This window comes from Roseisolibacter agri (assembly GCF_030159095.1).
Taxonomy (GTDB): domain Bacteria; phylum Gemmatimonadota; class Gemmatimonadetes; order Gemmatimonadales; family Gemmatimonadaceae; genus Roseisolibacter; species Roseisolibacter agri.
In genome coordinates this window covers 515,086-528,028 of the sequence record NZ_BRXS01000005.1, presented here as the reverse complement: position 1 = coordinate 528,028, position 12,943 = coordinate 515,086, and the positions used below count along the sequence as shown (strand labels likewise).

General features: G+C 73.7%; 10 protein-coding genes. 6 read left to right on the top strand and 4 right to left on the bottom strand.

What is annotated here, in order from left to right:
* The first annotated feature begins 3 nt into the window (after positions 1–3).
* From rosag_RS17810 to rosag_RS17800, 3 genes are all read left to right on the top strand, one after another.
* Positions 4–1,185: a hypothetical protein gene (locus tag rosag_RS17810; RefSeq protein WP_284351518.1), complete on the top strand. Its 1,182-nt coding sequence runs from the start codon at positions 4–6 to the stop codon at positions 1,183–1,185.
* Positions 1,186–1,566: 381 nt separating this feature from the next.
* Positions 1,567–2,439 (top strand): hypothetical protein, encoded by an 873-nt coding sequence (locus tag rosag_RS17805; RefSeq protein WP_284351517.1) that lies wholly within the window; start codon positions 1,567–1,569, stop codon positions 2,437–2,439.
* Positions 2,440–2,483: 44 nt separating this feature from the next.
* Positions 2,484–3,371 (top strand): 3-hydroxyacyl-CoA dehydrogenase family protein, encoded by an 888-nt coding sequence (locus tag rosag_RS17800; RefSeq protein WP_284351516.1) that lies wholly within the window; start codon positions 2,484–2,486, stop codon positions 3,369–3,371.
* A gap of 67 nt (positions 3,372–3,438) precedes the next feature.
* Here rosag_RS17800 and rosag_RS17795 read toward each other — a convergent pair whose 3' ends face one another.
* Positions 3,439–6,732 (bottom strand): TonB-dependent receptor, encoded by a 3,294-nt coding sequence (locus tag rosag_RS17795; protein WP_284351515.1) that lies wholly within the window; start codon positions 6,730–6,732, stop codon positions 3,439–3,441.
* A gap of 319 nt (positions 6,733–7,051) precedes the next feature.
* Positions 7,052–8,137, bottom strand: a complete 1,086-nt coding sequence (locus rosag_RS17790; RefSeq protein ID WP_284351514.1) for a phytoene/squalene synthase family protein — start codon at positions 8,135–8,137, stop codon at positions 7,052–7,054.
* A gap of 91 nt (positions 8,138–8,228) precedes the next feature.
* Here rosag_RS17790 and rosag_RS17785 point away from each other — a divergent pair, with 91 nt between their 5' ends.
* The 3 genes from rosag_RS17785 (at position 8,229) to thyX (ending at position 11,521) form a co-directional block, all read left to right on the top strand.
* Positions 8,229–9,923: an FAD-binding oxidoreductase gene (locus tag rosag_RS17785; RefSeq protein WP_284351513.1), complete on the top strand. Its 1,695-nt coding sequence runs from the start codon at positions 8,229–8,231 to the stop codon at positions 9,921–9,923.
* Positions 9,924–10,241: 318 nt separating this feature from the next.
* Positions 10,242–10,709, top strand: a complete 468-nt coding sequence (locus rosag_RS17780) for a hypothetical protein (protein WP_284351512.1) — start codon at positions 10,242–10,244, stop codon at positions 10,707–10,709.
* Between the two features lie 62 nt (positions 10,710–10,771).
* Complete coding sequence (gene thyX, locus rosag_RS17775) at positions 10,772–11,521, top strand: FAD-dependent thymidylate synthase (RefSeq protein WP_284351511.1); 750 nt, start codon at positions 10,772–10,774, stop codon at positions 11,519–11,521.
* Positions 11,522–11,829: 308 nt separating this feature from the next.
* Here thyX and rosag_RS17770 read toward each other — a convergent pair whose 3' ends face one another.
* A complete protein-coding gene (locus rosag_RS17770; protein ID WP_284351510.1) occupies positions 11,830–12,351 on the bottom strand; it encodes a hypothetical protein in 522 nt (173 codons plus the stop codon).
* A 5-nt stretch (positions 12,352–12,356) separates the two neighbouring features.
* On the bottom strand, positions 12,357–12,938 hold the full coding sequence (locus rosag_RS17765; RefSeq protein WP_284351509.1) for a hypothetical protein: 582 nt from the start codon (positions 12,936–12,938) through the stop codon (positions 12,357–12,359).
* Between the last annotated feature and the right edge of the window lie 5 nt (positions 12,939–12,943).

Below are 12,943 nucleotides of genomic sequence, written 5' to 3'. Positions count from 1 at the left end.
CGCATGCCCGCACGCATGATCGACCTCCGTCCGCAGCACCCGACCGCCGCGCCCGCGCGGCGACTGCTTCCGCTCGTCCGCCTGGCGCTGGCCGGCGCGCTGGCCCTGCCGCTGCTCGCCGCGTGCGGCGGCGGCGCCGCGCCCGAGACGGCGCCCACGCCCTCCACCGGCGGTGCGGCCAGCGGCTCGGCGACGCCGCAGCCCGCCGCGGTCTGGCCGCTGCGCACGCGCGAGCACGTGGACCTGTGGCTGCACGGCTTCGCGATGCTCGTCGACGACACCGCGCAGGTGCCGATCTTCCGGCGCGGCTACCGCGCGGCGGCGCAGGCGGCGAAGGGCAACACGACCACGCAGCTGGACGCGGAGCGCGACCGGCTGCGCCAGCGGCTGGCGACGAACCCGCGCCTCGCGCTCGGCGCGCAGTTCGTCGTGATGCCGTTCGCGTCGTGGGACGAGCTGAAGGGCGCGGCGAACGTCTTCGCGCAGGCGGGCGGCGATCCGCAGCGCGCGAGCGACCAGCGCACGGCCGCGATGATCGCGTTCCTCGCGGGCACGTTCCCGACGGCGGCGGACCGCGAGTGGCTGCGCCTGTTCGTGAACGCGCTCGACGACGAGAGCACTCGCTTCTTCCACCGCTACTGGATGGACGCGCAGCGCGACCGCTCGCCCGCGCTGGCGGCGGCCGACACGATGTGGCAGCGCGTCGCGCGGCCGGCGCTGCAGCGCTTCCTCAACAACACGCAGCAGCGCGACGGCGAGCTGCTGCTGAGCATCGTCCTCGGCGGCGAGGGGCGCACGCAGACGGGCGGCACACGCACGAGCAACCTCGTGACGGTCGGCTTCCCCGCGAGCGCCGCGGATGCGGCGGAGGTGTCGTACGCGGCGGCGCACGAGGTGGCGGGCACGATCGCCGGCAGCGTCGTGGGCGACAACGTGACGCCGAACGAGCAGCGCGCGGGGCTCGCCGACCGGTACGTGAGCGCGGCGCAGGTGCGCGGTGGCCTGATCCTGCTGCAGAAGACCGCGCCGTCGCTGGCCGCGGGCTACGCGCGCTTCTACCTGCGCGAGGCCGGCCGTTCGGCCACCGGCGACCCGGTGGCGGCGCTCGTCGCGGCGTTTCCGCTGCCGTCGGCGATCGCGGACGCGCTGACGCGACAGATCGACATCACGCTCGGCGGGATCTGAACGGCGACCGCGGACTGCGGGCTGCGGATCCGAACGACGAACTGCTTCAGACAGGATGACCAGGAGGCTCCGTGTGCGCGACGTCGATCGCACTCCACGGAGCCTCCTGGTCATCCTGTCGAAGCAGTTCGCTCTTCAGGGTCCGGCGCGCCGGGCCCTCTTGCCTCTTGGGGAGGATGCGGATGCTTCGGATCCGAGCGGATGCTCCGGATCGCGCCGCGTGGCGGCGACGCTCCGTGCTCTCGAGCGGAGCGATCCGAAGGATCCGTCGCATCCGAAGCATCCGCATCCTCCCCAACAGCCGGTGAGCCGGGGCGCGACGGCGGTTGCCGGGGCATGTAGCCGATCCGCAGCCCGCAGCCCGACCGTTAGATTGCAGCCGTGCCCGACGACGTCCCCAGCCAGCCGCCGGTCCCCGCGCGCACGACGCTCGATCCGCACGCGATCGAGCGGGTGCTCGCGCGCGCGGCCGCGCTGCAGGTGTCGGCGCCCGGTTCCGTCGAGGGGATGAGCGAGGCCGAGCTGCTGGACGTCGCGCGCGAGGCGGGGCTGTCGGTGGAGCACGTGCGGCGCGCGCTGGCCGAGGAGCGGCTGCGCGGCGCGATGGCGCCCGCGGGCGACGGACCGCACGACGAGACCGGGCTCGCGGCGCGGCTGGCGGGGCCCGGCCGCGCGTCGGCGTCGCGGCTGATCGCGGGCAGCGCGCCCGCCGTGCTCGCGCAGCTCACGCAGTGGCTGGAGCGCGAGGAGTGCATGCGCCTCGTGCGGCGCATGCGCGACGGCGGCGTGTGGGAGCCGCGGCGCGACTTCGTGGGCAACCTGCTGCGCGGCCTGCGCGGCGGCGGACCGACGCCGGCGCTGCGCACGATCGCCGCGCTGGGCGCGGCCGTCGTGCCCGTGGACGACACGCACACGCTCGTGCGCCTGGAGGCCGACGTCTCCGCCGGACGGCGGCAGCGCATGCTCGTCGGCGGCGTGACCGCCGCGAGCGGCGTGCTGGCCGGCGGCACCATCCTCGGCGTCGGCGTGGTCGCGGGTGCGCTGCTTCCCGTCGTGATCCCGCTGGCCGCGCTGCCCGCGCTCGCGGGCGGCGGCACCGCGTGGGCGCTCGCGCGCGGGCACCGCGCGACCGTCGACCACGCCGTGCGCGCGCTGGAGCACGTGCTCGACCAGCTCGAGCACGGCGTGCCCACGACGGCGCGGCCGGCGACGCTGCGCGACGTCATCGACGGCGTGCGGCGCTCGCTGCGATGAGCGCTGCGATGAGCGCGCCCGCCTCGCCCTCCCTTCCCCACTCCATGACGCAGATCCGATCCGTCGCCGTGCTGGGCGGCGGCATGATGGGCAGCGGGATCGCGCACGTCTGCGCGGCCGCCGGCTTCGAGACCGTGGTGCGCGAGGTCACCGCCGCGATGGGCCAGCGCGCGCAGCAGGCGGTGGAGCGCTCGCTGGCGCGCGCGGTGGAGCGCGGCAAGCTCGCGGCCGACGCGCGCGACGCGGCGCTGGCGCGCCTGCGCTACACGACGGAGCTCGACGCGCTGGCGCAGTGCGACCTCGTGATCGAGGCGGTGGTGGAGGACCTCGAGGTCAAGAACCGCGCGTGGCGCGAGCTGGACGCGATCTGCCGGCCGGACGCGATCTTCGCCACCAACACGTCGAGTCTCACGGTCGCGGCGATGGCCGCGGTGACCGCGCGCGCCGACCGCGTGGTGGGGCTGCACTTCTTCAACCCGGTGCCGGTGATGCGCCTGGTGGAGGTCGTGCGCACGGTGACGACGAGCGACGCGACGGTGGCGGAGGCGTTCGCGTTCGCGCGGGCGATCGGGAAGGAGCCGATCGCGGCGAAGGACGTCTCGGGGTTCGTCGTGAACCTGCTGCTGGTCCCCTACCTGTTCGACGCGATCACGCAGCTCGAGCGCGGGATCGCGAGCGTGCACGATCTGGACGTCGGCATGAAGCTCGGCGCCGGCCACCCGATGGGGCCCCTGGAGCTGTGCGACTTCGTGGGCCTCGACACGCTCCAGCGGATCGGCGAGATCATGTTCGCCGAGTACCGCGAGCGCCGGTACGCGCCGCCGCCGCTGCTGCGCCGCATGGTGCTGGCGGGGATGCACGGCAGGAAGTCGGGCCGCGGGTTCTACGACTACACGCAGGATCCCCCGAAGCCCAGCGCGCTCGGGCTCTGACGACGAAGGGGCTCCCCGATGTCCGGGGAGCCCCTCGACGCTCGACGCTACACGCTCGACGCTGCCGTCAGAAGCTGTAGCGCAGCCCCAGCTGCATCTGGAACTGCTGCGTCAGCGTGAACTGCGACGGCGTCGCGGTGCCGAAGTTCTCGTTCACGCGGTACGCGAACTTCTGCGTCGTCGCGCTGAAGCCGGACGGCGCGAGGAGGACGGCGTCGGCGCTCGCGACCTCGAGGCGGCGGCCCCAGTCGCGGTCGATCCCGTTCAGCACGTTGAAGAAGTCCGCCACCAGCTCGATGTTCTGCGTGCCCACCGTGCGGAACTTCTTCGCCACGCGCGCGTCGAGGACGTTCTGCCACGGATTGCGGCAGGCGTTGCGGCCCACGAAGCGGCCACGGGCCTCGCGCAGGCAGTCGTTCTCGCCGATCAGCCGCTCCAGCACCTGCGCCGGCGTGCCGGTGCGCAGCGCCGCGTCCGCCGGCAGGTTGAGCGACGCGATCTCGGCCACCGTCGGCACGTAGACGCGGTCGTTCGCCTGGCCGTCGCCATTCACGTCGAACTGGTAGCGCGGCGTGTACGGACGGCCGGAGAAGCCGCGGTAGATGGCGCTCAGGTTGAAGCCCCACGGCAGCTCCACCGACGGCGACACGACGATCGTGTGCGTGCGGCTGAAGTCCGCCGGACCGCGCTGCGCGTCGACGTCGTTGGGGTTGCCGGCGACACGCGTGTTGGCGAACAGGTCGCCGCCCGCGATGCAGCACGACACCGAGCCGTTGTCGCGCGTGTTGTCGTAGGTGTACGCCGCGGTGACGTAGGCGCGCGCGATGCGGCCCGTCAGGCTGGCGATCCCCTGGAACGAGTCGGCCCGGCCGCGCGAGTTCTGGACGAAGACGTTGTCGAACGCCGGGTTGACGCGGCTGTTGCGGCGGTTGATGGCGCCGTTGCTCGCGGTGATGGTCGCGGCGTCCACGAACACCGGGATGTGCCCGTCGGCGACGAAGCGCGGCGTCGCCACCAGGTTCGCGTCGGTCACCAGGTAGTTGTCGCGCGTCATCGAGTACACGGCCTCGACGCCGGCACGCCAGCCGCGCGCGATCTCGCGGTCGTAGCCGAGGTTCGACTTCCACGCGTAGGACTGCTGGAAGTCGTCGCTGAACACGTTGACCGTCGGCGTGCCCGCCGCCGCGGTGCCGCCGCCGACGCACGTCGTCGGGATGCTCGCCGGGTTCTGCGCGTAGGCCGAGAAGTTCGGGCGCGGCACCGTGCCCGTCGCCGTGCAGTTGAGGCTCAGCTGGCTACGACCCGTGTTGGACAGGACGTTGCCCATGAACACGAAGGGCGTGCGCCCGAAGAAGAGGCCCGTGCCGCCGCGGATGACCTGCCGGCCGTTCGCGCCCGGGTCGAACGTGAAGCCCACGCGCGGCGCGACGTTGTTGCCGTCGGTCGGCGTCTTGTCCGTCCGCAGCCCCGGGAACGCGGCCGCGACGTCCGGGTTGGCGCGAGCGGCGTCGGGATAGTACGACCCGTCGTAGCGCACGCCGTACTGCACGAACAGCTTCGGCGTGACCTGCCACTCGTCCTGCGCGTACACCGCGCCGTCCCACGCCGTGAACTCGGCGATCGGGTTCCCCAGGCTGACGCCGTTCTCGATGAAGGGGAGCGCGCGCGTGAAGCTCGTCGGCCGGTTCTGGACGAAGGCCGTCAGCGAGTTGTAGGTGAACGTCCCCAGCGAGTTCAGGAAGAAGTCGTTGAAGACGTGCACCCGGTTCACGTTCACGCCGAGCTTGTACGTGTGGGCGCCGCGCGTCCAGCGGAGGTTGTCGATGAACTCGAACGTCTTCGTCTCCAGCAGGTTGCTGTGCAGCACCGGGTCGGCGCCGAAGATCACGGACGTGGTGCCCGTGCGCCCGGCCGAGCCGATGCCGCTGATCGTCACCTGCGGCAGCGGGACGCCGAACTGGCCCGACGGATTCGACGGGCGGGGCTTGTCCTCGTAGGCGTACTGCGCGCGCAGCTCGTTGCTGAGCCCCACGGCGAAGAGCGACGTCAGCGAGCCGACGATGCTGTTCGTGGTCGTCTTGTACGGACCGCCGTTGGAGAGGAAGTCGCCGGCCCCGCTGGGCGCGGTGTTCACGCGGTCGTTCTTCTGCTCGAACGAGACGAAGTTGTCGCGCACCGACAGCGTGTGGCGCTCGCCGAGCTGCCAGTCCACGCGGCCGAAGAGCGCCGTCTCGTTGACCTCCTGGCGGAACGCGCCGACCTCCGACGCCAGGTCGTAGCCGAGCGAGTCGCGCGCGACCTGAAGGATGCGGGCGAGCGTGTCCTGCGCGAAGCGGAACGCGGGCGAGCCGACGCTGAACGTCCCCGCCGACGCGTCGAACACGGGCCGCGGCTCGCGGCGGCGCTGCTGGTCGGCCGTGACGAAGAAGTGCGCGCGGTCCTTCACGATCGGGCCGCCGAGCGCGATCCCGTACTGCTGCGAGCTGAAGTCGAGCGGCTTGTTGCCGTTGAAGTCGCGCGCCGTGATCGGCAGCCCGCCCAGCTTGTCCTGCCGCGCGTAGTCGAAGATCGCGCCGCTGAAGCGGTTGGTGCCCGACTTGGTGACGGCGTTCACCGTGCCGCCGGTGAAGTTGCCGCGCTCGACGTCGTAGCCGGCGGTGATGACCTGGATCTCCTTCACCGCCTCGATCGAGTAGCTGAACGGCGCGCGGTCGCCGCCGCGGGCGTCGCCGCCGAAGAACTGCTCGTTGTTGTTGACGCCGTCCATGAGGAGGTTGGACGCGGCCGTGCGCCCGCCGCCGATGGACTGCCCGCCGCCGGCGCCGCCGCCGGAGACGTCGCTCACGCCCGGCGTGAGCACCACCAGGTCCTTGAAGTTGCGCCCGTTGGTGGGGAGCGTCGCGATCTGCCGCTCGTCGATGCGCGCGCTGGCGCCGGTCTTCTGCGTCTCCACCAGCGGCGTCTGCTCGGCCACCACGCTGACGGCCGAGAGCTGCGTCGCAGAGGTGGCGAGCGTGAAGTCGATGCGCTCCACCTGGCCGAGGCCGATGCGCACCGCGGGGCGCTCGACCGGGCGGTAGCCGATCATCTGCGCGCGGACGACGTAGCGGCCGGGGTTCAGGAACGGGATCTGGTAGCGGCCCTGCGCGTCGGTCTGCGTGCCGCGCCGCACGCCCGACTCGGCGTCGGTGGCGACGACCGTGGCCGCCTGCACCGGCGCGCCCGCGTCGTTGGTGACGACGCCGCGGACGGCGCCGGTGGTCGTGGCCTGTTGCGCGCGGGCGGGGATCGCGGCGGCCGTGAGGAGCAGGACGGCCCGTGCCGCGCCCGATAGCACGCGTCGCGTCGTCTGAGAGAACATGGAGGGGAGGTCAGGAGAGGAGGGCGTACAGGCCCGCCGACGTCGGCGGCACCCGAGCATATCCTCTCCTGGCGCGGGTGGCCAGCGCTGCGGCGTTACGCCTGCGTCACACCGCGCGCGCCAGTCGTGAGGCGCGCCCGACCGGAAGTGCGAACGGCATCGCAAGGATGAAGATCTGACCAGATCTGATAACCACGGATGGCTCCGCGTGGGTGCGAGGAACGTCGCCCGACGCGGAGCCATCCGCTCTTATCCGATCTTATCGGACTTTCATCCTTGCAAATGCCGTGGGCGGTTCAGATCCGCAGCCCGCCGCGCCTCACTGCCAGGCCAGCCGGAACTCGCGCCGCCGCACGCGCTCGACCAGCCAGCGCACCGCGCGGTTGCTCATCACGAGCAGCGAGCCGGCTGTCAGCAGTGCCTTCACCTCCCGCCGCGAGATCTTCACCGTGCCGCCCGGCCGCAGCATCGCCGAGCTGTGCGTCAGGTCGCGCAGCGTCGCGTAGGCGTAGAGCAGCGGCAGGATGCAGAACAGGCGGATGGATACCGCGCGGCGCGGGATGAGCAGCAGGTAGCGGCGCGCCTCCTCGAGGTCCGCCCACGCGAGCTGGATCAGCCGCTCGATCGCGCCGCGCGTCTCGGCCTCGCGGTCGGCGTGCAGCAGCGCGGCCTGCGAGCTGCCGTGCTCGCGCAGCAGCTGCTCGGGCACGTAGATCGAGTTCTCGACGACCGCGTCGTGCGCGACGTCCTTGAGGATGTTCACCGTCTGCAGCGCCTCGCCGAACGCGCGGCACCGCTCGCGCAGCCGCGCGTGGTGGCCGCGGCCGATCGACGGCACGTGCTCGTGCCAGAGGTCCGTCAGCAGATAGCCCACCGTGCCCGCGACGTAGTAGCAGTACTCGCGGAACTCCTCGACCGTCTGGATGCGGATGCCGTGCGGGTAGAGGAAGACGAACTTCTTCATCCCCATCGCCATCTCGCCCACCCACTGGCGTACGATCGCGCGCGTCGACGCGGGCAGCGTGTGGAAGTAGGCGAAGACGAGGTCCGCGTGCTCCACCAGCGCGAGGTGCGCCGGCTCGCCGGTCACCGCGGTGCACCGCGCCGGATACGCGTCCGCCGCGGCCTGCCCATCGAAGCACTCCATCAGCGCGTCGAACAGCGGGCCCTTCGCCTCGGGCGCCATGCCCGGCGCGTCCTCCACCGTGTCGGCGATGCGGCAGATGAGGTACGCCGTCAGCACCGCGCGGCCGAGGGGGCCGGGGAGCGCCCGGATGCCGATGGCGAAGGTGCGCGAGACGTGCGGGAGGATGACCTCGCAGAACCGCCGCGCGTCGCGGCGCGCGACGGCGGCGGCGACCGCGGCCTGCGCGTCGGGCGGGAGGGCGACGGGAACGGACGACATGGACGGAAGATAGCCGGTCCCGCAACGCTCCGTCCTCCTTGCACTTGCACCTGCACTTGCGCGGGCGGGTGCAGGGGCGATTTCGTGCGGCATGACCGCTCCGCCCGCCCATCCGCCGCACTTTCGCGGCGCCTTCCGCCGCGACGACGCCGCCCGCGCCGCCTACGCGGAGGCCGCCGGGATCGGACAGGTGGTGCCGCGGGCCGTCGCCGTACCCGCCGATCCGTCGGACGTGCAGGCGCTGGTCGCGTGGGCCGCGGAGACGGGGACGCCGCTGGTCCCGCGCGGCTCGGGGAGCAGCATGGCGGGCGGCGCGATCGGCGACGGCGTGATCCTGGACGTGAGCCGCCTGCGCGCCCTCGGCGCCGTCGACCGCGCGGCGCGCCGCCTGTTCGCGCAGCCGGGCGTGGTGGGCGCGGACGTCGACGCGCGGGCGCGCGAGTCGGGGCTCCGCTTCCCCGTCGACCCGTCGAGCTGGCGCTTCTGCACCGTCGGCGGGATGGCGGCGGCCAACGCCGCCGGCGCGCACTCGCTGCGCCACGGCGCGATGCGGCCCTGGGTGACGGCGCTCGACTGCGTGTTCGCCGACGGCTCGCGCGCGGTGGTGCGGCGCGGCGCGCCCGCGCCCGACGTGCCGGCGGTGCGGCGGCTGCTGCGCGACGTCGCGCCCGCGGCGCGCGCGGCGGCCGCGCGCGGCGTCCCGCTGCGGCGCGCGGTGCGCAAGGACTCCTCGGGCTACGCGCTGGCCGACTGGCTGGCGTCGGGCGAGCTGGTGGACCTGCTGGTGGGGAGCGAGGGGACGCTGGCGGTGTTCGCGGGGCTGGAGCTCGCGCTCTCGCCGGTCCCCGGCGCCACGGCGAGCGTGCTGGGCGCGTTCGGCTCGCTGGACGACGCGGTGGCCGCCGCGGTGGAGGCGCGCGATGCTGGCGCCGTCGCGTGCGAGCTGCTCGACCGCACCTTCCTCGACGTCGCCGCGCGCGGCAGCGACCTGCCGGGCGCGGGCCGCCGCACCGGGTGGCGCGCGCCGCGCGGCACCGAGGCGGTGCTGCTCGCCGAGGTCGAGGGCGCGTCGAGCCAGGAGGCGGGCGACGCGGCGCGCCGCCTGCGGCGCGCGTTCGAGCAGGGCGGCGCGCACGAGGCGGTGATGGCGCTGGAGCCCTCCGCGGAGCGCGTGCTGTGGGCGCTGCGGCACGCGGCGAGCCCGATCCTGGCGCGGCTCGACCCCGAGCTGAAGTCGATGCAGTTCATCGAGGACGGCGCGGTGCCGCCGCGGCGGCTGGCGGAGTACGTGCGCGGCGTGCGCGCGGCGCTGGCGCGGCACGAGCTGCGCGGCGTGATCTTCGGCCACGCGGGCGACGGCCACGTGCACGTGAACCCGCTGGTGGACGTGCGCGACCCGGCGTGGCGCACGCGCGTGGCCGGGGTGCTGGAGGACGTGACCGCGCTCGCGGCGAGCCTGGGCGGCACGCTCGCGGGCGAGCACGGCGACGGCCGCCTGCGCACGCCGCTGCTGGCGCGCACGTGGGCGCCCGAGGTGCTGGCGCTGTTCGCCGCGACGAAGCGCGCGTGCGACCCGGCGGGGATCCTCAACCCGGGCGTGAAGGTGCCGACCGACGGGCAGCAGGCGCTCGCGGCGATCAAGTACGACCCCGCGCTGCCGCCGCTTCCCGACGCCGCGCGCCGCGCGCTGGACCACGTGGCGGCGACGCGCGACTACGCGGCGGACCGCCTCGCGCTGGTGGACGCGGAGCCGGCGCCGGCGCCCGCGGCGAGCGCGCCGCACTGACGCGCACCGACGCGCACCGACGCGCACCGACGCGCACCGACGCGCACCGACGCGCATCGACGCGCATCGACGCGCACCGACGCGCATCGACGCGCATCGACGCGCATCGCCGTGCGTCGTGACTTTTGCGTCATGATGCGACAATGGCGGGCGCGCAGCTGAACGCCTCGACACGCGCGCGTCGCAACGCGGTGTGCGCGCGACACTTCCGCTCGCGCGCGGGGCGGTTATGCTACGCGCCGCTGCATCATGCTGCATCATGCGCCGTCCGTACTTCCCGCGACTGCGCGCCGACGCCGGCGTGCACGAGGCCATCCGATGGATGCAGAATCGCAGGTGCTGCACGCGATGCGGCGGCTCGAGGTCGCGATGACCGCGACCGCCGGCTACGCGCCGCCCGACTCGCGCCTGATCGAGAACGCCGCGGAGGCGGTGACGCGCGAGCTGGTGGCCCTCGGCCAGGGACCGGACGCGGTGCGCCGGCTGGCCGCGTGGGTGGCGCGCTGCCCGCTGGCGCTGGAGCGCGCCGACCTGACGGAGCGCATGCGCCGCGCGGTGGAGCGCACGCTCGAGACGTGCGAGATCGAGCGCCGCACGCCGACCGACTCGCACCGCGCCGTCACGCCGCCGTCCGCGATGCCCGCCGTGGACGCGGGGCCCACGGCGGGAACGACGGGCGAGCACCGGCTCCCGCTCTTCCGGACCGACGAGCACATGGTCGCGATGACCGCGGCGCTGGCGGCGTCGCTCGCGGGGCCCCTGGGGGTGGACCGGGCGCGCGAGTAGGTTGCGGGCGCCGCGCGGTCGGGTCGTCCGAGCGCCGCGCCCGACCCTCCGCCGAGCGCCCGATGTACTTCACCGAGCCGACCGTCACGCTGATCGCCCGCCCGCAGTTCGTCGAGCCCGCGCACCTGCCGGTCGCCTGGAAGGGCGAGAGCAGCGACGGCGAGCGGCTGGCGGAGTTCGCGGGCCGCCTGTGCTACATGTCGCAGCACAACCCCGCGGGGCGCACGACGGCGGAGTACATCGAGAACATCAAGCGGCAGCGCCACGGCTCCGTGCTGGAGCACGCGAACTACTCGCTGCTGCTGGAGGGCGTGAGCCGCTCGCTGACGCACGAGCTGGTGCGGCACCGCGCGGGCATGGCGTACTCGCAGCTGTCGCAGCGCTACGTGGACGAGAGCCAGGCGAACTTCGTGGTGCCGCCGGCGATCGTGGGCGACGCGGAGCTGGAGGCTGCGTGGCGCGCGCAGGTGGAGGGCGCGCAACAGGCGTACGTGGCGCTCGTGGAGCAGCTGATGGAGCGCTACAAGTGGGTGGACGACAAGGTCCACCGCCGCAAGATGGCGCGTGAGGCGGCGCGCGGCGTGCTGCCCAACTCCACCGAGACCAAGATCGTGTGCACGGGCAACGCCCGCGCGTGGCGCACGCTGCTGGAGCTGCGCTCCAGCGAGGCCGCGGAGCTGGAGATCCGCCGGCTGGCGGTGGCGGTGCTGCGCGTGCTGCAGGCGGAGTCGCCGGCGTTCTTCGGCGACGTGGAGATCTACGTGGCGGCGGACCGCCGCGAGGCCGCGCGCTTCGTGCACAGCAAGGTGTGATCACCGGCTGACTGCCGCGTGGACGAGGGCCGGTGCCTCTGGTGCCGGCCCTTCATGCATCCGTGAGCCGCGGTGCGGGCGCGGTCGTGGGCTGCGGCTCCACAGCGATCGGGGGCGCTGCGGAGCCCACGATCGCGCTGCGCGCATCAGGTCTCCTTGCTGCGATCGCAGGTCGCCTCCGCCCACGACCGCGCCCGCACCGCCATGCATTCGCGCGCGGCGTGCGTCCGGTGGGCCGTCGCTCGACGCTCAGCTCTCGCTCACCCCTTCGTGCTGGTGGTCGCGCGAGCCTGGACAGCCGCCGCGGGTCACGGGTAGGCGACCACCTGCCACGCCAGCACGCCGGCCAGCTGCGCGGGCGTCGGCACGATGCCGTTCTTCCCGCTCACCTTGTTGGCGTTCAGCTGGACGCCGATGGGGGCGCCCGCGGTCGCGTCGGTGCCGGTGGCGACGGTCAGCCAGCTGTCGGTGCCGAGCCGCGTCTGCACGCCGCTGTTGACCGCCTGCGCGCTCGGCGGCACGCTGGTCTGCACGTAGTTCACGTAGAAGGTGCCCGGATCCGACGCGAGCCGCACCTGCAGCTGCCACCCGCGGTTGCCGCGCGCGGTCACGCTGCCGGTGTAGCAGAAGCCCGGCGAGCAGAGGTTGCCGGCCTGCGCGTTCTGCGTCAGCGGCGAGGCCGTGTGCGCGAACACGCCGCCGACCACCGTCGACACGACGTTGGTCGCGGTCTTCGGGCCGGGGCCCTGCGCGTGCACGGGGCGGCTCCACGCCGCGAGGCCGAGCGCGAGCGCGGCCCACGCGGCGCGGCACCGGAAGGGAGCGGGCATGGCCATCACTTCGCCGCCAGCGTGAAGGTCAGCGTGAGGTTGTAGGTGCCGGAGCGGTCGGTCTCGTACACCCAGCGCGACGCGAAATAGACGTCCTGCGACCACGCGGCCCGCGCGGCCGGCGTGACGGCGAACGGGATGGTGCGGTTCGACTCGGCGTTCGCGGCGCTCACGTCGCGCGCGGTGTTGGTGAACACGCCGGCCGTCGTGCTCCAGAGCGCGTCCGACGCGCTCTTGGTGCCCGGGCCGCTGAAGGCGCCGGTGACCGTGACCGCGAACGGCCGGTTCGCCGCGACCTCGAGGTTCACCTTGCCGCCGAACGGCACGTACGTCGACGAGCCCGCGGGCGTCGCGCTGGCGGTGAACTGCGCCGCGGTGAGCGTCGCCGGCGCCGTCAGCGTCGACGTGGTCCGCATCTGCAGCACGTCCTGCACGCGCATGCACAGCGTCACGGATGCGCTGGGATTGCCCGTCAGGGCGATGGCCGTCGACGGACACTGCGCCCCGGCCTCCGATGCGCAGAGCGTCAGCGCAGCCGCGGCCAGCGCGGCGGGCAGGGAATGGCGGATGGACATGAGGCTGGGCACGGGAG

Excerpts from the sequence above, each read along its gene's own strand:
- rosag_RS17810 (WP_284351518.1), top strand. The coding sequence starts at position 4 with ATGCCCGCACGCATGATCGACCTCCGTCCGCAGCACCCGACCGCCGCG.
- rosag_RS17800 (WP_284351516.1), top strand. The coding sequence starts at position 2,484 with ATGACGCAGATCCGATCCGTCGCCGTGCTGGGCGGCGGCATGATGGGC.
- rosag_RS17795 (WP_284351515.1), bottom strand. The coding sequence starts at position 6,732 with ATGTTCTCTCAGACGACGCGACGCGTGCTATCGGGCGCGGCACGGGCC.
- rosag_RS17790 (WP_284351514.1), bottom strand. The coding sequence starts at position 8,137 with ATGTCGTCCGTTCCCGTCGCCCTCCCGCCCGACGCGCAGGCCGCGGTC.
- rosag_RS17785 (WP_284351513.1), top strand. The coding sequence starts at position 8,229 with ATGACCGCTCCGCCCGCCCATCCGCCGCACTTTCGCGGCGCCTTCCGC.
- rosag_RS17780 (WP_284351512.1), top strand. The coding sequence starts at position 10,242 with ATGGATGCAGAATCGCAGGTGCTGCACGCGATGCGGCGGCTCGAGGTC.
- thyX (WP_284351511.1), top strand. The coding sequence starts at position 10,772 with ATGTACTTCACCGAGCCGACCGTCACGCTGATCGCCCGCCCGCAGTTC.
- rosag_RS17770 (WP_284351510.1), bottom strand. The coding sequence starts at position 12,351 with ATGCCCGCTCCCTTCCGGTGCCGCGCCGCGTGGGCCGCGCTCGCGCTC.